Source organism: Burkholderia sp. AU38729, from assembly GCF_020419725.1.
Lineage (GTDB): Bacteria > Pseudomonadota > Gammaproteobacteria > Burkholderiales > Burkholderiaceae > Burkholderia.
In genome coordinates this window covers 144,239-166,121 of record NZ_JAIZQO010000007.1, presented here as the reverse complement: position 1 = coordinate 166,121, position 21,883 = coordinate 144,239, and the positions used below count along the sequence as shown (strand labels likewise).

Genomic DNA, 21,883 nt, shown 5'->3' with positions numbered 1-21,883 from the left:
TCGCTTCCCTCGTCCTGACCGCCATCGCCATGTCCGACAAGCCGCAACCGCGTCCGCGCGACGCCTATCGCCACTTCCTGCCGATCACGACCCGCTGGATGGACAACGACGTCTACGGGCACGTGAACAACGTCGTCTACTACAGCTACTTCGACACGGTCGTGAACGAATACCTGATCCGCGCCGGCGTGCTCGACGTCGAGCACGGCCAGACGATCGGCCTCGTGGTCGAGACGCAGTGCAACTACTTCGCGCCGCTCGTGTTCCCGCAGTCGGTCGATGCAGGATTGCGGGTCGTGAAGCTCGGCACGTCGAGCGTGCGCTACGAGGTCGGGCTGTTCGCGCAGGGCGAAGCCACGCCCGCCGCGCAGGGGCACTTCGTGCACGTGTACGTCGATCGCGGCACGCGCCGGCCGGTGCCGCTGCCCGACGCGCTGCGCGCCGCGCTCGAGCCGCTCGCGGCCTGACGGCGCGGTGCACGCGTTCGTGCTCCAGGCCTTCAACGGCCTCAGCTACGGCTTGCTGCTGTTCATGCTGTCGGCCGGCCTCACGCTGATCTTCAGCGTGCAGGGCGTGCTCAATTTCGCGCATGCGAGCTTCTACATGCTCGGCGCGTACGTCGGCTACAGCATCGCGGCCGGCGCGGGTTTCTGGCCCGCGCTGGTGCTTGCGCCGCTCGCGGTCGGGCTGCTCGGCGCCGGCTGCGAACGCGTGCTGCTGCGCCGCGTGCAGGCGCGCGGCCATACGAGCGAACTGCTGCTGACCTTCGGCCTCGCGTACCTGATCGGCGAGGGCGCGAAACTCGTGTGGGGCCTCGCGCCGTTGCCGGCGCCCGTGCCGGCGCTGTTCGACGGCGCGCCCGTGACCGTATTCGGCCTCGCGCTGCCGCGCTACCGGCTGTTCATGATGGGGATGTCCACGGCGATGCTGGTCGCGCTCGGCGCGCTGCTGCGCGCGTCGCGCATCGGGCTCGTCGTGCGCGCGGCGCTCACGCACCGTGCGGCCGTCGAGGCGCTCGGCTACGACGTGCCGCGCGTGATGACGGCGCTGTTCGGCGCGGGCACCGCGCTCGCGGCGCTGGCCGGCGTGATCGGCGCACCGCTCGCGGTGATCGAACCCGCGCTGGCCGAAACGGTCGGGTCGGTCGTGTTCGCGGTCGTCGTGATCGGCGGGCTCGGCTCGCTCGGCGGCGCGTTCGCGGCATCGCTCGCGGTCGGCTTCGCGCAGACCTTCGCGGCCGCGAGCGACACGTCGCTGCGCGACCTCACGGAATGGGCCGGCATCGCGCTGCCCGACAGCGTGGCCGCGGTGTCGATCGCGCAGCTGGCGCCGCTGGTGCCGTACCTGCTGCTCGTCGCGGTGCTGGTCGCGCGGCCGCGCGGGCTGTTCGGCGAGCGTGCCGATGCGTAACCGCATGCTCGCCGGCGTCATGCGCTGGTCCCTATTCGCCGCATGCGTCGTGCTGCCCGCGTGGCTGTGGCCGCATGGCGCGGTGCTCGGCTATCTCGCGCAGACGGCCGCGCTCGTCGTGCTCGCCCTGTCGTACAACCTGCAGCTCGGCACGACCGGGCTGCTGTCGTTCGGGCACGCGGCGTTCGCGGGCCTCGGCGCGTTCGCGGCCGCGCACTGGTTCAACCACTTTGGCGGCCCGCTGCCGCTGTTGCCACTCGTCGGCGGCGTGGCCGGCGCCGCTTTCGGCTTCGCCGCCGGGCTGCTCGCGACGCGCCGCTCGGGCACCGCGTTCGCGATGATCACGCTCGGGCTCGGCGAATGCGTCGCGGCCGCCGCGTGGAGCGTGCCGGCCTGGTTCGGCGGGATCGGCGGCGTGCCGATCGACCGCGCGAGCGGCACACCGTGGGGCGGCTGGCATTTCGGCGCACCGGTCCAGGCGTATGCGGTGATCGCCGCGTGGTGCCTCGCGTCGGCGTGGGCGATGCACGCGCTGACACGCACGCCGCTCGCGCGGCTCGCGAATGCGGTGCGCGACAACCCGGTGCGCGTTGCCGCGCTCGGGTCCGATCCGCGCCGCGTGCGGCTCGCGATGGTCACCTGCGCATCGTTCTTCGCCGGCGTCGCCGGCACGCTGACGCTGATCGACGTCGAGATCGCGACGCCCGACAGCGTATCGATGGCGCGCTCGGCGACCGTGCTGATCGCCGCGGTGATCGGCGGCACCGGCGCGTTCTTCGGGCCGGCGGCCGGTGCGGCCGTCCTCACGGTGCTGAGCCTCGTCGTCGCGGGCGTGTCGCGCGCGTGGGCGCTGTATCTCGGCGTGCTGTTCGTCGCGGTCGTCGTGGCCGCGCCGCGCGGGATCGCCGGGATCGTGCCAGCGCTCGCGCAGGCATTGCGGCGCGGCGCGCCGGCGGCCGAGCGGTGGCGCATGCTGTGCGCGGTCGGCGCGTGCGTGTTCTGGGGCGTCGCTGTCGTCTGCGCGGCCGAGCTCGGCTACGCGTGGCGTTTCGCGCAGGACGACGGCGCGGGCTTTGCATTCGGCGCCTGGCGCATCGACGCCGATACGCCGGCCGGCTGGGCCGTCGCGGGCTCGGCGTTCGGCATCGGCACGCTGCTGTGGGGCTGGCGCGCGCGGCTCGCGCCGGGCCGGCAGGCCGGCCAGCGGGAGGAAGGGCGATGAACGGCAACGCGATCGCGCTTCACGGCGTGGTGCAGCGCTTCGGCGCGCAGACGGTGCTCGACGGCGTCGAACTGAGCATCGCGGCCGGCGAGCGTCACGCGCTGATCGGGCCGAACGGCGCGGGCAAGTCGACGCTGTTCGGCGTGATCGCCGGTGCGGTGCGGCCCACGCGCGGGCGCGTCGTGCTGCACGGCGTCGAGCTGCGCGGGCGCGGGCCGGTCGTCGCGAGCCGGCTCGGCATCGGTCGCAGTTTCCAGCAGACGAGCGCGTTCGCGCGACTGACCGTGTTCGACAACCTGCGCTGCGCGGCGCTGCATGCGCCGGCTGAGCGGCGGCGCTGGTGGAACCGGCTGCGCGAAGCGGCGTCGGTCGATCTCGCGGCCGCTCGCGTGCTGCACGACATCGGCCTCGATGCACACCGCGACACGCTGGCCGGCGAACTGAGCTATGCGGAACAGCGTGCGCTCGATCTCGGGATCGCACTCGCGAGCGGCGCGCGCACGCTGCTGCTCGACGAGCCGACGGCCGGGATGAGCCGCGCGCAGGCAGCGCGGATGATCGCGCTGATTCGCGCGACCACGCAGGGGCGCACGGTCCTGCTGATCGAACACGACATGGATGCGGTGTTCGGTTTCGCCGAACGCATCACGGTGCTCGTGCGCGGCACGGTGGTCGCGACCGGCGCGCCCGATGCGATCCGCACCGATCCGGCCGTGCGGGCCGCCTATCTGGGCGAGGGCGGCCCATGAGCGCGTTGCTCGACATTCGCGATCTGCGCGCGTGGTACGGGCTGCAACCCGTGCTCGACGGCGTCGATCTCGCGCTGGCGCCGGGCGAGACGCTCGCGCTGCTCGGCCGCAACGGCTCGGGACGCTCGACGCTCGCGAAGGCCGTGATGGGGCTCGTGCGCACGGCCGGCTCGGTGCGCATCGGCGGCGCCGAATGCGTGGGGGCACGCACATTCGAGATCGCGCGGCGTGGCGTGGCTTACGTCGCCGAAAGCCGCGACGTGTTTCCGCTGCTGACGGTACGCGACAACCTGCGGCTCGGGCTGCGCGGCGCCAGCGGCGCGGCCGAACGCGCGGCGCTCGAACGGCTGTTCGAGCGCTTTCCGTTGCTGGCCGCGCGCGCGGACGTGAAAGCGGGGCGGCTGTCGGGCGGCGAGCAGCAGGTGCTCGCGCTGGTACGGGCGCTGGCCGGCCAACCGCGCGTGCTGATCGTCGACGAACCGGCCGAAGGGCTCGCGCCGCTGGCCGTCGACGAAGTCGGCGCATGCCTTGCCGCGCTGCAGGCCGACGGCGTCGCGATCGTGCTGATCGAGCAGCGGCTGCAGTTCGCGCCGCGGCTCGCGCGGCGCGTCGCGGTCATGGGGCGTGGACGGATCGTCTACGACGGTGCGCTCGACGGCCTGGGCGGCGAGGTCGCGAACGCATGGCTGAGCGCCGGCTGACGGCGCGCGAGCGATTGTTCGGAAAACGCTGCCAGTCAATTCGTGTCGAGCCGCTTTATCGTCGCCGCACCGCACAGTAAATTGCCAGCCATACCGGTCGCACATCGACGCAACGAGCAACGACGCGGCAACCGGCACCCTCCATCGAAAGTCTTGGACTGAGGAATGAGATCATGAGCAAGCTGGCAAACAAGGTAGCGATCGTCACGGGCGGTTCGAAGGGCATCGGCGCGGCGATCGCGAAGGCACTGGCCGCGGAAGGCGCGTCGGTGGTCGTCAACTACGCGAGCAGCAAGGCGGGCGCCGACGCAGTCGTCAGCGCGATCGTCGAAGCCGGTGGCCGCGCGGTCGCGGTCGGCGGCGACGTGTCGAAGGCAGCCGACGCGCAGCGCATCGTCGATACGGCGATCGACACGTACGGGCGTCTGGACGTGCTCGTCAACAATTCCGGCGTGTACGAATTCGCGCCGATCGAAGCGATCACCGAAGAGCACTACCGCCGGCAGTTCGACACGAACGTGTTCGGCGTGCTGCTGACCACGCAGGCAGCGGTCAAGCATCTCGGCGAAGGCGCGAGCATCATCAACATCAGTTCGGTGGTGACCAGCATCACGCCGCCCGCGAGCGCGGTCTACAGCGGCACCAAGGGCGCGGTCGACGCGATCACCGGCGTGCTCGCGCTCGAACTCGGCCCGCGCAAGATTCGCGTGAACGCGATCAACCCGGGGATGATCGTGACCGAGGGCACGCACAGCGCGGGCATCATCGGTTCCGATCTCGAAGCGCAGGTGCTCGGCCAGACGCCGCTCGGCCGCCTCGGCGAGCCGGACGACATCGCGTTGGTCGCCGTGTTCCTCGCATCGGACGATGCGCGCTGGATGACCGGCGAGCACGTCGTCGTGAGCGGCGGGTTGAACTGACCGGATCGTGCCGCGCCGACGGCACGCGTGTTGAAGTGGTGAAATCCGGCGGACGCCGCGTCGAGCTTGCTTCGGCAGATCGCGCTGCGGGCCGCCGGTTGCCGTGCGATCCACGACATTCGATGGACGAATGCGGCACGGACACGATTCCTAGAGGCCACCCTCTGATCCCGCATCGCACCGCGGCATAAAACTGTCATGCGACGTGCGTGGCAACGGTGCATGCCGCCTGCCGCGCGTGACTGAAGTCATCCCCCCGAATGCTCCTCGACTGCCCGCCGCGCAAGGCTGACGGGCGTTTCTCGTGCATCGCCGCCGTATCGACGGGTGCCGGTCCGGTGCGCGCCGCGCATGCCACCCATTCAAGTTGCGAATGTGTGCATCGCAACAATTCATTTCATCCGCGGCGCGCCGAGCGGTATGGTGAACGCACGTTCGACATTCATCGACCGATGCACATTCACCACGCGAAGGCGCCATGAAAACGACTCACGATCGATCCGGGCACGCGGCACGTCCGACCGCCGGTGGTCCGCCCGAAGGCGGCGACGACCGACGCAACGCAGGTCTGCGCCTGCCGGCGAAGCTGGTCGGTCCGATCGTGCTCGGCACGCTGCTCAACGCGCTGAACTCGTCGATGATCGCGGTCGCGCTCGTGAGCATCCAGCAGGCATTCGCGCCGCACGGCGCCGCGCAGGCGCGCATCGATACGCTGTGGCTCGTGTCGGGTCTCTATCTGGCGACGGCCGCCGGCCAGCCGACGATGGGGCGACTCGCCGATCGCTTCGGGGCGAAGCGGATCTTCTGTATCGGCCTCGCGATCGTGCTGGTCGCGTCGTCGCTCGCGCCGTTCGCGCCGACGCTCGGCTGGCTGATCGCCTCGCGCGTCGCGCTCGGCATCGGCACGTCCGCCGCCTATCCGGCCGGCATGGCGATGATTCGTGCGTGGTCGCAGCGGCACGCGAACGGCGCGACGCCGACGGGCGGCCTCGGCGCGATCTCGATCGCGGCACAGGTGGCCGTGGCGTTCGGCCCGCCGCTCGGCGGCGCGCTCGTGCAGTTCGCCGGCTGGCGCGCGATCTTCTGGATCAACGTGCCGATCGTGCTGGCCGCCTTCCTGTTCGCGTGGCTGTGGATCCCGGCCGACCCCGTGCGTCGCGGCGCGCACGCACGCGACACGCTGAAGGAGCTGGACTTGCCGGGCGTCGTGCTGTTCGTGCTGACACTCGCGAGCCTGCTGCTGTTCCTGCAATCGGTGACACGCGAACCCGACTGGCTGCTGCTGGCCGCGACGCTGGTGCTGGTGCCGCTCCTGATCCACCGCGAGCGCCAGGCCGCGGCGCCGCTGATCGATATTCGCATGCTGGCGGACAACCGTCCGCTGCTCGGCACGTACCTGCGCTGCGTCGGCACCTATGCGGTGTTCTACGCGATCTTCTACGCGCTGCCGATGTGGCTGCAGGAGGCGCGGGGGCTGTCGGCCGCCGATGCCGGCCTCGTGATGCTGCCGGTCGCCGGTATCGGCACGGTCACGACGATGCTCGCGACCCGCATCGTGCACCGTCACGGCCCGCGCCCGGTGCTGGTCATCGGTTCCGCGATGCTCTGCATCGGCAGCGTCGTGATGAGCCTGATGACGAGCAGTCTGCCGATCGCGGCGATCGTCCTGCTGTCCATCGTGTTCGGTATTCCTAATGGTTTCAACAATCTCGGCAACCAGGCCACGCTCTACCAGAGCACGCCGCACGACCGGATCGGCACGGCCTCGGGGCTGTACCGCACCGCGCAGTACGTCGGCGGCAGCCTGTCGTTCGCGCTCGTCGGTCTCGCGCTCGGTCATCCGGCGAGCGATCACGGCCTGCGCGAGCTTGCCGTCGTCCTGGCGGTCATCAGTGTGGTGCTGTTGCTCAATGCCGTATCGAGCCGGCACCTCGACGCCGCCGTTTCTTCCGTTCCACAACAAAAGTGAGGGTTTTACATGTCCATTCCGACGCTCAATCGCACCGCCGCGCTCGTCGCCATCGATCTGCAGAACGGCATCGTCTCGCTGCCGGTCACGCCCTATACCGGTGCGCAGGTGGTCGCGAAGACGGTCGAGCTGGCGGCGGCTTTCCGCGCGCTGGGGCTGCCCGTGATCTACGTGCACACGAGCTACCTTCCTGACGGCGGCGTCGCGCTGAAGGTGAAGACGGATGCGCCGTCGTCGCCGCCGAATCTCGATCCCGAATGGAGCGCGTTCGCGCCGGCGCTCGGCGTGCAGCCGTCCGACATCGTCGTGACGAAGCATCAGTGGGGCGCGTTCACCGGCACCGACCTGGACGTGCAGCTGCGCCGCCGCGGCATCACCGACATCGTGCTGACGGGGATCGCGACCAACATCGGCGTCGAATCGACAGCGCGCCAGGCATACGAAAACAACTACAACGTCGTCATCGTGAGCGACGCGGTCAGCACCTCGTCGGCCGATGCGCAGACGTTCGCGCTGACCCAGATCTTCCCGAAGCTCGGGCAGGTCGCCGCGGCGGCAGACGTGGAGGCGGCACTCGAGCAGGCCCAATCGCGCTGAAGCCGGCGAATCGTTCGGCGCGCTGTTGCAAACATCAATCGCTTACCGAGGAATGACGATGATCAAGACCGATGCATGGGTTCTCTACGCGGGACCGGAACCGACCCGACAGCAGCCGCCCGTCGCGGGCGAGCTGCGCCGCGAAACCTTTGAATTTTCCAGTCTCGAAGCCGACGAGGTGCTCGTCGAGCCGCTGTACGGATCGTGGGAAGCGAACCTCGACCACGCGCTGTCGCGCAACCCGGTCGATATCTGCCGCCAGCGCCGCGAGGACAAGATCGTGCTGGGCAACGGCGCGCTGGTGCGCGTGCTCGAGCGCGGCAGCGCGGTCAGTGCGCTGAAGGACGGCGAGATCTGCATGGTGATGCCGTTCGGCAAGCGCGACGAATACGGGTTCGCCGAACTCGTCTACGCGTACGACGCGCCGGGCACGATCGGCGTGATGGCGCAGCGCACCAAGATGCGCGCCGACAACCTGGTGCCGGTGCCGACCGACAGCCGCCACTCGCTGCTGCAATGGGCGACCTACGGCCGCTACTTCACCGCATGGGACAACTGGAAGGTCGCGTCGGCGTGCTGGCGTTCGCAACTGCCGGACGTCGATCCGGCCGACAACCTGGTGTTCGGCTGGGGCGGCGGCACGACGCTTGCCGAGCTGCAGCTGGCGAAGCGCGAGGGCTTTCGCGTCGCGATGACGGCGAGCAACGATCGCCGGCTCGAGGAACTCGCGAAGCTCGGCATCACGCCGGTCGACCGCCGCAAGTTTCCGGATCTCGCGTATGACGAGGCGCGCTACCGGGCCGATCCGGAATATCAGGCACGCTACCGGGAGTCGGAGCGCGTGTTCGCCGACACGATCGCCGAGCTGAGCGGCGGCCGCGGCGTCTCGATCTTCCTCGACAATCTCGGCGGCGCACTGTATCGCGCGACGATGCGCGTGACGGGCCGCACCGGCATCGTCGCAACCGTCGGCTGGAAAACCGGGATGCGCCTGTGGAACCTGCGCGCGACGGAGTGCATCAACCGCCGCCTGCACATCCACACGCATGCGTGGCGTTACGACGACAGCATCACGATCCGCGACTTCCAGGAGTCGACCGGCTGGATCGGCCAGGAACCGACCGAGATCTTCGATTTCGACGACGTGCCGAAGCTGGCGTCCGATTACCTGAACGGGAAGATCGAGACGTATTTCCCGATCTATCGGATCAACGCGGTCTAAGCCGCGGGTCGCGCGCCGTGCCTGCCTCGTCGCACGATGATTAGTCATGCAGACGATGGCGGCGCATGGCGCGCCGTGCAATCCATCTTGCAGGAGAAGGCCATGGCCTCTGTGGAAACCGGGGAAGTCGACGCCGACACGGCGTCGGACAGCGCCAGCCGCGCGCCGCTCGGCGGCATTCGCGTGATCGACGCCGCGACGCTGTTCGCCGGCCCGCTCGCGGCGACGATGCTCGCCGACTACGGTGCCGACGTGATCAAGGTGGAGCATCCGACGGGCGATCCGGCGCGCAAGTACGGCGCGCGCCGCGATGACGTCCCGTTGTGGTGGAAAGTGGTCGCGCGCAACAAGCGCGCGGTCACGCTGAATCTCGGCACGGCCGACGGCCAGCGGATCTTCCGCGAGCTGGCGGCGCAGGCCGACGTGGTGGTCGAGAATTTCCGGCCCGGCACGCTGGAGCGCTGGGGGCTCGGCTACGACGTGCTGTCCGCGATCAATCCGCGGCTCGTGCTCGTGCGGGTGACGGGCTTCGGCCAGTTCGGCCCGTATGCCCGCCGCCCCGGCTTCGGCACGCTCGCGGAGGCGATGAGCGGGCTGGCGGCGGCGACCGGCGAGGCGGACGGGCCGCCGCTGTTGCCGTCGTTTCCGCTGGCGGACACGGTGGCGGGGCTGACCGCCGCGTTCGCGATCATGACGGCGCTGAAGGCGCGCGATCGCACGGGACGCGGGCAGGTGGTCGATCTCGCGATCATCGAGACGATGCTCGCGGCGATGGGCGCGCAGGTCGCGAGCTACGACCAGACGGGGCGCGTGCCCGAGCGCACCGGCAACCGCTCGCCGAACAATTCGCCGCGCGGCGTGTATCGGACGTCGGATGGCAAGTGGGTCGCGCTGTCGACGTCGGCGCACAGCATCGCCGAGCGCGTGATGCGGCTCGTCGGCCGCGCCGACCTGATCGACCAGCCGTGGTTCGCGAACGGCGTCGAGCGCGCGAAGCATGCGGACGAGCTGGACGCGGCGGTGGGCGGCTGGATCGGGCAGCGCACGCGCGCCGAGGTGCTCGATGAGTTCGAACGCGCGGAGGCGGCTGTCGCACCGATCTACGACGTGGCCGACGTGCTCGACGATCCGCAGTATGCGGCGCTCGGCTCGGTCGTCTCGGTGGCCGACGCCGAACTGGGCGCGTTCCGCACGCACAACGTGCCGTTCCGGCTGTCCGACACCCCCGGCGCGATCCGCTGGGGCGGGCCGTCGCGCGGCGCGCACAACGATGAAGTATTCGGCGCATTGGGACTGGAACCGCAGGACCTGGCCGATTTGACCGAACGAGGTGTGATTTGAAACAGAGCGCAACCTGCCGCAGCTATCTGTACGTGCCTGCGCACAAGACGCAGGTGGTCGAGAAGGCCTACGCGAGCGACGCCGATGCGATCGTGCTGGATCTCGAGGACGCCGTGCCGGCGAGCCACAAGATCGACGCCCGCAAGGCCGCCGCCGCGATCCTCGCGGGCCGCCCGCCGAAGCCGACCTACGTGCGCGTCAACCCGATCGGGAGTCCATGGTGCCGCGACGACGTCGAGGCGATCGCACTGCCCGCGCTGCAGGCGCTGCGCCTGCCGAAGTGCGATTTTCCCGCGCATATCCAGGAAGTCGCGGGCTGGCTCGATGCGCTCGGCAGCGACGCGGGGATCCAGATCCTGATCGAATCGGCGTATGGCGTGGAGACGGCCTACCAGCTCGCGACCGCGTCGCCGCGGCTGGAGCGGATCGGGCTCGGCGAAAGCGACCTGCGCGCCGACCTGCGGATCGGCGTCGACAACTTCACGCTCGAAGTGTGTCGCGCGCGCTGCGTGGTGGTGTCGCGCGCGGCCGGGCTGAACGGGCCGATTCAGACGGTTTATCACACGCTGAACGATCTCGACGGTCTGAAGGAGTCGACGTTGCGCGCGAAATCGATGGGGTTCGTCGGCCGCTTCGCGATTCATCCTTCGCAGATTCCGGTCATCAACGCGGTGTTCACGCCGTCGGACGAAGACATTCGCGCGGCCGAGCGGGTGCTGGAGGCCGTCGCTGCGGCGGACGGCGAATCGTCGGTGTTCGTGCTGCCCGACGGCCGCGTGGTGGCGCCGCCACTGATCGCGAACGCGCGCGTGACGCTCGCGCTGGCGACCCATCTCCGGCGCGACGGAGCACCGGCATGAACGCGCCCGACACGCTTTCCGCACCGGCCGCGGCCGCCGGGCCCGTGAGTCCGGACGGCATCGTCGGCGCGCTCGGTCGCTTCGCGGCGGCGGTGCGCAACGATGGGCTCGACCGCACGCTGCGCGTCGAGGCCGCCGCGCGCGTGCTCGACCTGGTCGGCAACAGCCTGATCGCGCACGACGAACCGGTCGCACAGTCCGTGCTGCAGGTCGCGCGGCGCTGGGCCGGCAACGGCCCCGCGACCGTGATCGGCGCGCCCGACCGGCTGCCCGCCGCGAGCGCCGCGCTCGTCAACGGCACGCTTGCGCACGCGATGGATTTCGACGACTCGCACATGCTGTCGGTGCTGCATCCGAGCGCGTCGGTGATTCCGGCCGCGCTTGCCGCCGCACAGGCGAGCGGCGCATCGGGCACGGCGTTGCTCGATGCGATCACGGTCGGCACCGAGATCTGCATCCGGCTGGGCGTGGCCGCCTACAACCCGCAGATCGGCAATTCGGTGTTCTTCGAGCGCGGCCAGCATGCGACGTCGATCTGCGGGACGGTCGGCGCCGCCGCGGCCGCGGCGATGCTGCTCGGGCTCGACGCCGCGCAAATCGCCGCCGCGCTCGGCATTGCCGCGAGCATGGGCGCGGGCCTGCTCGAAGCCAATCGCACCGGCGGCTCCGTGAAGCGGATCCACTGCGGCTGGGCTGCGCATGCGGGCGTGAGCGCGGCGGAACTGGCGAGCGCGGGCGTGACCGCGCCGCCGACCGCGCTCGAAGGCCGCTTCGGCTTCTTCCGCGCGTGGTGCGGCGAGCTGGCCGACGTCGACGCGGTGCTGCGCGAACTCGGTGTCGACTGGGAGACGAGCCGGATCATCTTCAAGCCGTATCCGTGCAACCACTTCACGCATCCGGGCATCGACGCGGCATTGCAGTTGAAGGCGCAGGGCGTGACGGCCGACGACGTGGTGTCCGCCGAGCTGCGGGTCGCGACGTCGACGCTGCGCACGATCGGCGAGCCCGCCGCGCTGAAGGCCAACCCGCCGGACGGGTACGCGGCGGCGTTCTCGGGGCCGTACACCGTCGCGGCCGCGCTGCTCGGCGGCGGCGGCCTCGGGGTCTGGTTCGACGATTTCGACGACAAGCTCGTGCGGGATCCCGCGCGCCGTGCGCTGGCCGCGAAGGTGCGTTGCGTCGGCGATCCGTGGTGCGACGAGCGGTTCCCGCATTTCCTGCCCGCCGTGCTGCGGGTGGAACGGCGCGACGGACAGGTGCTCGAGGCGCGCGTCGAGTCGAGCAAGGGCACCAATGCGCGGCCGCTGACCGAACAGGAACTCGTCGCGAAGTTCGTGCTCGCGGCGAGCTCGACGATCGGCCTGCCTCGCGCGCTCGAACTGCGCGACGCGGTGCAGGCGCTCGCCGACGACGCACCGCTCGACGGGCTGGCGGCGTTGACGTCCGGCGCGCATGCGAACCTGGAAGGAGGAGATCCATCTTGAGCACACCCCGCTGGAACAAGCGGCCGCCCGGCTCGAACTGGGGCGATTTCGGTCCGGACGACCAGAAAGGGCGGCTGAACTGGCTGACCCCGGACAACGTGCGGCAGGGCGTCGCCGAGGTGCGCGAAGGCCTGTCGTTCTCGCTGAGCCTGCCGCTCGACGTGCCGCGCGGCGGCGGCCTGAACGCGCGCCGCCGGCCGCCGGCGATCATGCCGGCGTTGCTGGGCGGCAAGCCGTACTTCGGTTATCGCGCGGATGAACAGGTTGCAAACGCAACCGACGTGGTCTGCGACGATTCCTTCTGCATGCATTCGCAGTTCTCGACGCAATGGGACGGTCTCGCGCATGTCGGCGGCGTATTCGATGCGGACGGCGACGGCGTGCCCGAGATCGTGTTCTACAACGGCTTCCGGATGGGCGAGCATCTGCGGGTGCCGCAGGAAGGCGACGCCACCGGCGGCGCGCGCGCACTCGGCATCGAGGTGATGGCACGGACCGGCGTGCAGGGGCGCGGCGTGCTGATCGACCTGCGGCATCACTTCGGCGATGCCCGCACGAAAGTCGGCTACGCGCAGTTGATGCGCGTGATGGAAGAAGACGACGTGCGTGTCGAGCAGGGCGACATCGTCTGCATTCACACCGGTTTCGCCGATCTGCTGCTGAACGACGAAAGCGGGTCGCCCGCGACCGTCGCGAGTGCGTGCGTGCTGGACAGCAGCGACGCCCGCCTGCTGCAGTGGATCGACGAGTCGCGGCTCGCCGCGCTCGTGGCCGACAACCATGCGATCGAGGAACGGCCGCAGCAGGCGCAGCCGCTCGCGCAGCCGGGTGCGCTGATGCCGCTGCACGAGCTGTGCCTGTTCAAGCTCGGCATCCACCTCGGCGAGCTGTGGCATCTGACGCCGCTCGCGAACTGGTTGCGTGCGCATCGGCGCAACCGGTTCCTGCTGACCGCGCCCCCGCTGCATATACGGGGCCTGGTCGGTGCGCCGGTGAATCCGGTCGCGACGGTCTGATACGCGGGCAGGCAGCGGCTCGTGCACGATGGCCGGAGCGAACCGTTTCCACCATCGATGGCTGATTTCGATTGACTCGTTTTTCAGAAAAATTCCTGGAAAACGAGTCATTTAAATCAAAAACCGAATCAATGGCGGCAGGTATATAAAAAATATTGAAACGTCAAGATTGGACTATTCTCGTTTATTGCACTAAATATCAGGGGAATTCCCCATTGCGATAATCGCGAGCCGGGGAGGGCGATTAACCCGTTTAGTGGATGGTCACAATCATGAATCTACGTTCGATCGACCTGAACCTGCTGGTCATACTCGATGCACTGCTGACCGAGAAACAGGTGACACGGGCCGGCCTGAAGGTCGGCCTGACGCAGCCGGCCGTCAGCAATGCGCTGTCGCGCCTGCGGTATCTGTTCAACGACGAGATCCTCGCGCGCGGCGCGACAGGGCTGGAACTGACCCCGCGCGCGCAGGCGCTGATCTCGCCGGTCCGGAAAATCATGCAACAAATCGAAGAATTGTTTGAATCGGATTATCAATTCCATCCTTTTACATCGGAACGTCATTTCACGGTCCGCATGTCGGATCTGACCGAATTGCTTCTGCTGCCCGCATTGCTGCGGCGCATGCGCACGGCGGCGCCGAATATCAGCCTGGACGTCGTGCATCCGAGCGCGGCCAAGACGGCCGAAGCGCTTGAGGCAGGGCGGCTCGACATGGCGATCAGCGCGGGCCTCGAGCATTCCGGCACGCTGTCGTCGGAAACCGTGTTTCACGACCGGCTGGTCTGCATGCTGAGCCGCAACCATCCCGACGCGGACAAGCCGCTGACGCTCGAACGGTTCCTCGCGCTCGACTTCCTCAACGTATCGATCAACCCGGTCGACCACAGCCTGATCGACAACCTGCTCGCGAACATGGGCTGCAAACGCCGCATCGTGCTCAACGTGCCGCACTGGCTCGTCGTGCCGAACATGCTCGATGCGCTGCCGTACGCGGTGATCATGTCGGAGCGGCACGCGCTGAGCCTCGGCGATCCGCGCCTCGTGATCCGCGAACTGCCGCTCGCGATGGAGCCGGTCACGTGGTCGCTGTACTGGCATCACCGGTACGATGCGAGCAACGCGCACGGCTGGATGCGTCGCATGATCATCGCGGTCGCGGAGTCGCTCGAGGACGACGTCGCGGCGGACGCGTTCAGCGTCGGCTGAGCGTGAAGCCGCGTGGTGCCGGACGTGCACGGGTCAGCCCATGACGAGCAGCGGTGGCAGCGTCGCGACGTCGGGCTGTTCGTCGAGCCGCCACAGATAATCGAGCGCGGCACGTGTCCGTGCCGCGCTCCAGTGCGGCCGGCAATTCTTCATGAACTTCGCTTCGTAGTCGTCGCGCTGCATCGGTCGCGTCGGCGACCCCGGCAGGTCGTCCACCTGCTTTGCATGAATCGCGCCGTCGTCGCACACGGCCGTCACGCGATTCGGCGCATGCGCGGGATAGCGGGCCGTCAGCGCCGGATCGGCACTGACCGTGATGGCTCCGATCAGCGCGCGCAAGGCCGGATCGCGCAGCGCGGCGCTCGCATAGCTTCGGGTCGTGATGTCGCCGTCGAGCATCGCCCGCGCGACGATGTAAGGCAGGCTGTGATCGGCGGTCTCGTGGGTCGACGGCGCCCATTTCTCCGGATCGCGGCCGGCCGTCACGTAGCCGACTTCGGTCGTGTGGATCTCGATGCGGCGGATGCGCCGCAGGTCGCCGACCTGGGCGGCGACCGCGAGCGCGGCCGGAATCGCCGTTTGCGTGAGCCCTTGCGCGGGATAGAGCTTCACGAAGCATCGGCCGATCCGGAACGTGCCGCCGCGCCCGCCGAATTCGCCCGTATCGAGCGTGAACGGCCCGGATACCCGCTCGAAGAACCCGGCCGCCCCCTCGAAGATCGGCGCGGGGCCGGTGAGACCGGCGCGGGCGAGTTCGGTCGAAAACACCGCGTTGCGCGCCGCGTCCGCGTCGGCGAGCGCCTTCCAGTTGGACAACTGCTGCACCCGTGTCTGGTTCAGCGCGAGATGGCTGTTGATCGACAGGTTGACCGCCTGCACGAGTTGCGGCGCGCTCAGGCGCATCAGTTTCCCCGTGGCGAGCGCGACGGCGGGCAGGCTGTAGCAGGTGTGGTCCCAGCCGCGCGGGCTGATGGCGGCGGCGTCCATCAGCCGGCACGCGATTTCGTACGCGATCGCGATCGACAGGATCAGGTCGCGGCCAGTGGCGTGCTGCGCTTCGGCGACCGCGAGGCACGCGGCGACGTTGTCGCTTGGATGGCCGGTCTCCTTGCCGGCATACGCATCGTTGAAATCGAAGTAGCGCAGCGCCGTGCCGGTGGCGAATGCGGCGAGATCGGGGTTCGTGCGCCGGTCCGTCCCGATCACGGTCGCGACGCCGCCGGGCGAGGCGAGCGCCGCATTGCGCGCGATGCGCACGGGCGGCTCGTCGTACGCGGCGATCGCGCAGCCGAGTGCGTCGATCAGATGCGCCTTGATCGTCTCGACGGTCGCGGCGTCGAGGTCGCGATACCGCAGCCCGGCTGCGTAGTCGGCGAGCTGCCGCGCGAGTTCGGGCCGGTCGGTGTCGCGCAGGTCGGCACGCACGGTGCCGCTGGCGGCAGGTGACGCGTCGGCGCGGGCGCGCATCACGGGCAGCGTCAACGCAGCGCCGGTCAGGGCGGAAAGGAAGTGGCGGCGGTTCATGGTTCTGGACTCCGAAAGTTGGGGGGCGGCGATGTCAGAACGCCTTGCGCAGGCCGAGCGCGACGCCCGCGCTGCCCGAGCGATCGGCGGCGAGCGAGTAGTGCAGGAAGCTGTAGTTGTCGTTGTCGAAATCGAGCGCGGCGCGATGCGCGTAGCCGCCCGCCAGGTACAGCGTCACCGTCTTCGACACGAAGTAGTTCAACTGCAACGTGACCTGTTGCGGATTGACGGGACGCGACGCCGGCGCGGGTGCATGGGCAGGATTCCGCGCACGGATGTGTTCGTAATAGACCGCGCCGATCACCTGCAGGAAATCGGTGACGGCGTAGCGGACGCCGGCCCACCAGAACGTGAAATGCGTCACGACCGACGGCGCGGCGATGTCGCTGCGCGCGTGTTCGACACCGGCCAGCAGTTGGGCGCGGCCGAGCGGCACGAGCGCGGAAGCGGCGTAGCGGCGGAAATGCGCGAAGCCGCCGGGCTGCGGGGTGTGGACGTCGTCGAACGCCGCGGCGAACGAGAACGCGTCGCCGGCATAGTCGAAGCCCGCGCCGTACGCGGCGTTCGACTGGAACGCGCCCGCCGTGCCGCCGAGTGCGTAGTGGGTTTCGAGCGTCAGCGCGCCGAGCTTCGCCAGATATTTGACGACGTTGTTCTCGCGATAGTTGATGCCGACGATCGCGCCGTCCGGCTCGTACAGCGTCGAATAGGCGCCCGTCGGCGAATAGCGCTCCATGATGTCGAACAGCGTCGTGTACTGGCGGCCGAGCCGCAGCGCGCCCCAGCGGTCGTGCTGCAGTGCGACCCACGCGGAGCGGTCGAAGCCGCCCGAGCCGGCACCGGTGCCGTTGGTCAGGTTGATGCTGCTTTCGACGCGAAACGCCGCCTGCCAGCCGCCGCCGAGATCCTCGACGCCCTTCAGGCCCCAGCGCGAACCGCTCTTGCCGCCCGACGCCATCCGCACGAGCGATGCCGATGATTTGCCGTCCGGCGCGGCCTGCCCGGTGAGGAATTCGGTGTAGACGTCGGCGACGTCATACAGCGTGAGGCTGGTTTGCGCGCAGGCGCCGGCCGATACGAGGCCCAGTCCGCACAATGCGGACATTCGCTTGCCCATGGGGCTGTCTCCTTGTTTGGGGTTGTTGTTCTTCATGCGCCGCGCGGGTCGAGAGGCGCACCGCCGCAGCGCTATCCGGGGCGGACGGCGAACGGGGCGTGCCGCGCCGGGCCGCTCGCGCGCGCCGGGCGACGTACGCGGGCGAGGCCAGGCTGCGGGATCGCGCGGGGGGACGGGCGCATCGCAGGCTCGTCGCGCGGGTCAGCGTGCGCGCGTGCGTACGGCGGCGTCGCGCGCGAGCACGCGTGCCGCCTGGGCGACGCCGGCGGCGTCGACCATCCGGCCGTCGATGCGCAATGCGCCGCGGCCGTTGGCACGCGCGTCGTCGTAGGCGGCGAGCACGGCGCGTGCGTCGCGCACCGCATCGTCGTCGGGGCGGAACGCGCGGTTCAGCGCATCGACCTGCAGCGGATGGATGCAGGTGGCGCCCGCATAGCCGAATGCCGCGGACGCGTGGGCGATGCGCTCGAACGCATCGAGATCGCGCAGTTCGTCGAGACCGTCGACCAGGCCGAGCGGCAGGATGCCGGCCGCTCGCGCGGCGATGATCAGCAACTGCTTCGGCACCCGCAGCACGTCGGCGCCGGTGCCGCTTTCGCAGTTCAGCGCGAAGTCGCCGCCGCCGAGCATCATCGCGACGACGCGCGGCGACGCGCGCGCGATTCGGTCCATCGCCTGGAACGCGCGCGGCGTTTCGATGATCGCGACGATACGCGTGCTGCCGGGCGCGGCACCGGCTTCGTCCTCGAGCGTGCCCAGCAGTTCGTCGATCGCCTCGACGTGCGAGCCGCCACGCACCTTCGGCAGCACGACGCCGTGCACGCCGGCCCGCACGGCCGCACGCAGGTCCGGCACCAGCAGGTCGAGCGGGCCGTTGGCGCGGACCAGCACGTCGCAACCGGCGCCGCGCAGCATCGGCACGGCGTCGGCGAGGCCGGCGCGGGCGTCGGGCTTGCATGCGAACGGGACGCTGTCCTCGAGGTCGAGGATCAGCGCATCGGCTGCGCTGGTCGCGGCTTTTGCGACGAAACGGGGGACGTGGGCGGGGACGTAGAGGAGCGAGCGCCAGACCGGTTGGGAAGCAGAATTCATCGTCGTTCTCATAAAATAAAAGTCACTTTCATTTTTGTGACTGATTGGCGCATTCGTCAAGATTATCGTTAACGCCTATAAATAACGGGAATTGAAAGAAGATGAACGATCTGTGCCATGCGAAATCATGTTGATGTCATCGGCTCCCTGCGTATAATGAAAGCGACTTTCATTTTTATGATCCTGGGCGAGGCGGGTCGCCGGTCGCCCGGCACAGCGTGAGGCGGACATGAGCAAGGTGGAGACGAACAATCCGGCGGAAGGCGGCGTGGCCGCGGTCAATCGCGCGCTGACCGCGCTTCTCGCTTTCTCCGGCGCACCCGGCGGGCTGATGCTCGCGCAGGTCAGCGACGCGACCGGGCTCAACATGAGCACGCTGCTGCGGATGTTCGAATCGCTCGAACAGTTCCGCTTCATCAAGCGTCTGCCCGACGGGCGCTACGTGCTGGGGCCGGCCGTCTTCCAGCTCGGCGTGATGTACCGCGAGTCGTTCCAGCTGCGCGAGCACGTGATGCCGATCCTGTCGACGCTGTCGGCGCAGACCGGCGAAACCGCCGCGTTCTACGTGCGCGAGGGCGACCAGCGCGTCTGCCTGTTCCGCATCCAGGCCCAGCGCGCGGTGCGCACGCATCTGCGCGAAGGCGACCGTTTTCCACTCGACGTCGGCGCGGCCGGGCGCGTGCTGCTCGCGTTTTCCGGCACGCGCGGCGGCGAGTACGAGAAGACGGCCGAGCAGGGCTACACGGTGTCGATTGCCGAGCGCGATCCGGAGAGCGCGGCGATCGCATGTCCGGCGTTCGGCGTCGGCCGCGTGCTGAGCGGGGCGATCTCGCTCGGCGTGCCGCGCTATCGCTTCAACAAGAAAGTGCTGGCCGATTACCTGCCGTACGTGCAGGCCGCCGCTGCCGAGCTGACGCATGCGCTCGGCGGCGACCTGCCCGCGACGGGTGCGCCGTTCCCGGCGGCCGACCAGCTTGGCGCGCTGCTCGAATAGCGCAGGCGCGCGGCGCGCGCATCCCTGACCCACCGACAGACACCTACCAGGAGACAGTCATGTCCGTACCCGACACGCAGGCCGCCCGTGCGGCCGGCGCGCATCGTCGCGCGCCCACCGGTCCGATCCGTCAGAAATCGTTCGACGCAGGCGCGGGCGGGCCGCTGTCCGGCGTGCGCGTGGTCGACCTGTCGCGATTGATGGCCGGCAACATGCTGAGCGTGCAGCTCGCCGACTTCGGCGCGGACGTCGTGAAGGTCGAAAGCGAGCGCGGGGATACGCTGCGCGCGGTCGGCGCGGGCGGAATCAGCACGAACTGGAAGGTGTACGGACGCAACAAGCGCAGCGTGTGCGTCGATCTGCGTTCGCCGCAGGGCGTCGACATCGTGCGCCGGCTGGTGCGCGACGCGGACGTGTTCGTCGAGAGCTTCAAGCCGGGCGTCGCGGAGCGGATGGGGCTCGGGCCCGACGACCTGCTCGCGATCCGGCCGGAACTGGTGATCGCGCGGATTTCCGGCTGGGGGCAGACCGGCCCGTATCGCCACAAGCCGGGCTTCGGCACGCTCGCCGAAGGCTATGCGGGCTTCGCCGCGATCAACGGGTTCGCCGATCGCGAGCCGGTCCTTCCGCCGATGTTTCTTGCCGACATGACGGCCGGGATGTCCGGTGCGCTCGCCGTGCTGGTCGCGCTGCATGCGCGCGGGACGCAGCATGCGGCGGGGCAGGTGATCGACGTGTCGTTGTTCGAGCCGCTGCTGTCGATTCTCGGGCCGGCCGCGGCGAACTACGTGATGACCGGCGAGATCAAGCCGCGCACCGGCAGCCGCTCGACGAACACCGCGCCGCGCAATGCGTATCGCACCCGCGACGGCAAATGGCTGTGCCTGTCGAGTTCGACGCAGGCGATGGCCGAACGGTTGTTCCGCGCGATCGGCCGCGCGGACCTGGTGGACGATCCGCGCTATGCCACCAACGTGCTGCGCGTGCGGCATGCGGAGGCGCTCGACGCGATCGTCGGCGAATTCATTGCCGCACGCGATCTCGACGCCAATCTGGCCTTCTTCGAGGAAGCGGGCGTGACGGTCGGGCCGATCCAGGACATCGCGCAGATCGTCGCGGATCGCTACGTGATCGAGCGGGAGGCGCTGGTCGAGCTGCCCGACGACGACGTCGGCAGCCTGCCGATGCACAACGTCACGCCGCGCCTGTCGGGCACGCCCGGCGCGTTCCGCCGGCCCGCGCCCGCGCTCGGCGAACACAACCGCGAGATCCTCGAGCCGCTGCTCGGCGAGCTCGAGTACGCGCGGCTCGCTGCGCTGGGCGTGATCCGTTCGCGGTAAGCGGAGCGCGCAACGACGGAAACCGGATGCACCGGACATTGCATGGAGGAGACACCATGAATCCGCGTTGGACCCATCGGCCGCCCGGCTCGAACTGGGGCGATTTCGGCCCGGACGACCAGAAAGGGCGCCTGAACTGGCTGACGCCCGACGCCGTGCTGCGCGGCGTCGCGGAAGTGCGCGAAGGCCGCGTTTTTTCGCTGAGCCTGCCGCTCGACGTGCCGCGCGGCGGCGGACTGAACGCACGGCGGCGTCCGCCGGCGATCATGCCGGCGCTGGCGGGCGACAAGCCTTACTTCGGCTATCGCGCGGACGAACAGGTTGCGAATGCAACCGATGTCGTGTGCGACGACGCGTTCTGCATGCATTCGCAGTTCTCGACGCAATGGGACGCGCTGTCGCACGTCGGCTCGCTGTTCGATCCGGCGGGCGACGGTGAAAAGACCCGGGTGTTCTACAACGGCTACCGGATGGGCGAGCATATCCGCGTGCCGGAGGCCGGTGCGCCGGAAGGCGGCGCACGGGCGCTCGGCATCGAGGTGATGGCACGGACGGGCGTGCAGGGGCGCGGCGTGATGGTCGACCTGCGCCGTCACTTCGGCGACGCGCGGCGCAAGGTCGGCTTCGACGACTGGATGGCGGTGCTGCGCGCGGATGACGTGAGCGTCGAGCGCGGCGATATCGTATGCGTGCATACGGGCTTCGCCGACCGTCTGCTGGAAGCGGCCGCGCGCGGCGAGACCGGTGCGCCGCACGCCTGCTGCGTGCTGGATGGTGCCGACGCGCGCCTGCTGAACTGGATCGACGCGTCGGGGCTCGCGGCGCTCGCGGCCGACAACCACGCGGTCGAGGAGCGCCCGCGCGACGCGCAGCCGTTCGCTCAACCAGGTGCGCTGATGCCGCTGCACGAGCTGTGCCTGTTCAAGCTCGGCATCCATCTCGGCGAACTGTGGCACCTGACGCCGCTCGCGGACTGGCTGCACGCACATCACCGCAGCCGCTTCCTGCTGACCGCGCCGCCGCTGCATCTGCGCGGGCTCGTCGGCTCGCCGGTCAATCCGGTTGCCACCGTGTGATTGCCACGCCGCGCGGCCGGCGCCGCGCCATCACCGCC

At 69.4% G+C, this 21,883-nt stretch carries 20 protein-coding genes; 17 read left to right on the top strand and 3 right to left on the bottom strand.

All coding sequences use genetic code 11. The features are described from left to right. Window positions 1–29: 29 nt before the first annotated feature. The 14 genes from LGM56_RS19790 to LGM56_RS19725 all read left to right on the top strand — a co-directional run bounded on the left by LGM56_RS19790 (window position 30) and on the right by LGM56_RS19725 (window position 14,702). On the top strand, window positions 30–467 hold the full coding sequence (locus LGM56_RS19790) for an acyl-CoA thioesterase (RefSeq protein WP_069249274.1): 438 nt from the start codon (window positions 30–32) through the stop codon (window positions 465–467). A 7-nt stretch (window positions 468–474) separates the two neighbouring features. Then, window positions 475–1,410, top strand: a complete 936-nt coding sequence (locus LGM56_RS19785; RefSeq protein ID WP_226206525.1) for a branched-chain amino acid ABC transporter permease — start codon at window positions 475–477, stop codon at window positions 1,408–1,410. After that, window positions 1,403–2,632, top strand: a complete 1,230-nt coding sequence (locus tag LGM56_RS19780) for a branched-chain amino acid ABC transporter permease (protein WP_226206523.1) — start codon at window positions 1,403–1,405, stop codon at window positions 2,630–2,632. Before LGM56_RS19785 ends, LGM56_RS19780 begins: the two co-directional genes overlap by 8 nt. Further along, window positions 2,629–3,381 (top strand): ABC transporter ATP-binding protein, encoded by a 753-nt coding sequence (locus tag LGM56_RS19775; protein ID WP_226206521.1) that lies wholly within the window; start codon window positions 2,629–2,631, stop codon window positions 3,379–3,381. Before LGM56_RS19780 ends, LGM56_RS19775 begins: the two co-directional genes overlap by 4 nt. Continuing rightward, complete coding sequence (locus LGM56_RS19770) at window positions 3,378–4,082, top strand: ABC transporter ATP-binding protein (RefSeq protein WP_226206518.1); 705 nt, start codon at window positions 3,378–3,380, stop codon at window positions 4,080–4,082. The genes LGM56_RS19775 and LGM56_RS19770 overlap by 4 nt, the downstream gene beginning before the upstream one ends. 173 nt (window positions 4,083–4,255) lie before the next feature. Next, a complete protein-coding gene (locus tag LGM56_RS19765; protein WP_226206515.1) occupies window positions 4,256–5,002 on the top strand; it encodes a glucose 1-dehydrogenase in 747 nt (248 codons plus the stop codon). Between the two features lie 478 nt (window positions 5,003–5,480). After that, on the top strand, window positions 5,481–6,971 hold the full coding sequence (locus LGM56_RS19760; RefSeq protein WP_089494659.1) for an MFS transporter: 1,491 nt from the start codon (window positions 5,481–5,483) through the stop codon (window positions 6,969–6,971). A gap of 9 nt (window positions 6,972–6,980) precedes the next feature. Then, complete coding sequence (locus LGM56_RS19755; protein ID WP_175953022.1) at window positions 6,981–7,568, top strand: hydrolase; 588 nt, start codon at window positions 6,981–6,983, stop codon at window positions 7,566–7,568. Between the two features lie 58 nt (window positions 7,569–7,626). After that, window positions 7,627–8,790 (top strand): quinone oxidoreductase family protein, encoded by a 1,164-nt coding sequence (locus LGM56_RS19750; RefSeq protein WP_089495277.1) that lies wholly within the window; start codon window positions 7,627–7,629, stop codon window positions 8,788–8,790. Window positions 8,791–8,892: 102 nt separating this feature from the next. Beyond that, window positions 8,893–10,131 carry a CaiB/BaiF CoA transferase family protein gene (locus LGM56_RS19745; protein WP_089495278.1) on the top strand — a complete coding sequence of 413 codons (1,239 nt, stop codon included), beginning with the start codon at window positions 8,893–8,895 and terminating at the stop codon, window positions 10,129–10,131. Continuing rightward, window positions 10,128–10,991, top strand: coding sequence for an HpcH/HpaI aldolase/citrate lyase family protein (locus LGM56_RS19740; RefSeq protein ID WP_089494661.1), 864 nt, complete (start codon window positions 10,128–10,130; stop codon window positions 10,989–10,991). Before LGM56_RS19745 ends, LGM56_RS19740 begins: the two co-directional genes overlap by 4 nt. Beyond that, window positions 10,988–12,475 (top strand): MmgE/PrpD family protein, encoded by a 1,488-nt coding sequence (locus tag LGM56_RS19735; protein ID WP_089494662.1) that lies wholly within the window; start codon window positions 10,988–10,990, stop codon window positions 12,473–12,475. The genes LGM56_RS19740 and LGM56_RS19735 overlap by 4 nt, the downstream gene beginning before the upstream one ends. Then, entirely contained in the window at window positions 12,472–13,491 is a 1,020-nt protein-coding gene (locus tag LGM56_RS19730; RefSeq protein ID WP_089494663.1) for a cyclase family protein, read from the top strand. Before LGM56_RS19735 ends, LGM56_RS19730 begins: the two co-directional genes overlap by 4 nt. 272 nt (window positions 13,492–13,763) lie before the next feature. Next, the gene (locus LGM56_RS19725; protein WP_089494664.1) at window positions 13,764–14,702 is read left to right on the top strand and encodes a LysR family transcriptional regulator; all 939 of its coding nucleotides are present in this window, start codon (window positions 13,764–13,766) and stop codon (window positions 14,700–14,702) included. A 33-nt stretch (window positions 14,703–14,735) separates the two neighbouring features. Here the strand turns inward: LGM56_RS19725 and LGM56_RS19720 are convergent, their stop codons facing one another. From LGM56_RS19720 to LGM56_RS19710, 3 genes are all read right to left on the bottom strand, one after another. Further along, a complete protein-coding gene (locus LGM56_RS19720; protein ID WP_226206513.1) occupies window positions 14,736–16,226 on the bottom strand; it encodes an MmgE/PrpD family protein in 1,491 nt (496 codons plus the stop codon). Window positions 16,227–16,260: 34 nt separating this feature from the next. After that, window positions 16,261–17,343 (bottom strand): porin, encoded by a 1,083-nt coding sequence (locus LGM56_RS19715; RefSeq protein WP_226206511.1) that lies wholly within the window; start codon window positions 17,341–17,343, stop codon window positions 16,261–16,263. A 201-nt stretch (window positions 17,344–17,544) separates the two neighbouring features. After that, a complete protein-coding gene (locus tag LGM56_RS19710) occupies window positions 17,545–18,435 on the bottom strand; it encodes an HpcH/HpaI aldolase/citrate lyase family protein (RefSeq protein WP_226206509.1) in 891 nt (296 codons plus the stop codon). A gap of 229 nt (window positions 18,436–18,664) precedes the next feature. Between LGM56_RS19710 and LGM56_RS19705 the strand changes: the two genes are divergently transcribed. From LGM56_RS19705 to LGM56_RS19695, 3 genes are read left to right on the top strand one after another with little or no spacing between them, the layout of a single operon-like run. Continuing rightward, the gene (locus LGM56_RS19705) at window positions 18,665–19,429 is read left to right on the top strand and encodes an IclR family transcriptional regulator (protein ID WP_124575758.1); all 765 of its coding nucleotides are present in this window, start codon (window positions 18,665–18,667) and stop codon (window positions 19,427–19,429) included. A 59-nt stretch (window positions 19,430–19,488) separates the two neighbouring features. Beyond that, window positions 19,489–20,769, top strand: a complete 1,281-nt coding sequence (locus LGM56_RS19700) for a CaiB/BaiF CoA transferase family protein (RefSeq protein WP_226206507.1) — start codon at window positions 19,489–19,491, stop codon at window positions 20,767–20,769. A 56-nt stretch (window positions 20,770–20,825) separates the two neighbouring features. Continuing rightward, a complete protein-coding gene (locus LGM56_RS19695; protein ID WP_089494668.1) occupies window positions 20,826–21,845 on the top strand; it encodes a cyclase family protein in 1,020 nt (339 codons plus the stop codon). Window positions 21,846–21,883 lie beyond the last annotated feature (38 nt).

Bases quoted from the DNA above. Each gene is read 5' to 3' on its own strand.
- LGM56_RS19790 (WP_069249274.1), top strand. From the start codon at position 30: ATGTCCGACAAGCCGCAACCGCGTCCGCGCGACGCCTATCGCCACTTC.
- LGM56_RS19780 (WP_226206523.1), top strand. From the start codon at position 1,403: ATGCGTAACCGCATGCTCGCCGGCGTCATGCGCTGGTCCCTATTCGCC.
- LGM56_RS19775 (WP_226206521.1), top strand. From the start codon at position 2,629: ATGAACGGCAACGCGATCGCGCTTCACGGCGTGGTGCAGCGCTTCGGC.
- LGM56_RS19770 (WP_226206518.1), top strand. From the start codon at position 3,378: ATGAGCGCGTTGCTCGACATTCGCGATCTGCGCGCGTGGTACGGGCTG.
- LGM56_RS19765 (WP_226206515.1), top strand. From the start codon at position 4,256: ATGAGCAAGCTGGCAAACAAGGTAGCGATCGTCACGGGCGGTTCGAAG.
- LGM56_RS19760 (WP_089494659.1), top strand. From the start codon at position 5,481: ATGAAAACGACTCACGATCGATCCGGGCACGCGGCACGTCCGACCGCC.
- LGM56_RS19755 (WP_175953022.1), top strand. From the start codon at position 6,981: ATGTCCATTCCGACGCTCAATCGCACCGCCGCGCTCGTCGCCATCGAT.
- LGM56_RS19750 (WP_089495277.1), top strand. From the start codon at position 7,627: ATGATCAAGACCGATGCATGGGTTCTCTACGCGGGACCGGAACCGACC.
- LGM56_RS19745 (WP_089495278.1), top strand. From the start codon at position 8,893: ATGGCCTCTGTGGAAACCGGGGAAGTCGACGCCGACACGGCGTCGGAC.
- LGM56_RS19735 (WP_089494662.1), top strand. From the start codon at position 10,988: ATGAACGCGCCCGACACGCTTTCCGCACCGGCCGCGGCCGCCGGGCCC.
- LGM56_RS19725 (WP_089494664.1), top strand. From the start codon at position 13,764: ATGAATCTACGTTCGATCGACCTGAACCTGCTGGTCATACTCGATGCA.
- LGM56_RS19720 (WP_226206513.1), bottom strand. From the start codon at position 16,226: ATGAACCGCCGCCACTTCCTTTCCGCCCTGACCGGCGCTGCGTTGACG.
- LGM56_RS19715 (WP_226206511.1), bottom strand. From the start codon at position 17,343: ATGGGCAAGCGAATGTCCGCATTGTGCGGACTGGGCCTCGTATCGGCC.
- LGM56_RS19710 (WP_226206509.1), bottom strand. From the start codon at position 18,435: ATGAATTCTGCTTCCCAACCGGTCTGGCGCTCGCTCCTCTACGTCCCC.
- LGM56_RS19705 (WP_124575758.1), top strand. From the start codon at position 18,665: ATGAGCAAGGTGGAGACGAACAATCCGGCGGAAGGCGGCGTGGCCGCG.
- LGM56_RS19700 (WP_226206507.1), top strand. From the start codon at position 19,489: ATGTCCGTACCCGACACGCAGGCCGCCCGTGCGGCCGGCGCGCATCGT.
- LGM56_RS19695 (WP_089494668.1), top strand. From the start codon at position 20,826: ATGAATCCGCGTTGGACCCATCGGCCGCCCGGCTCGAACTGGGGCGAT.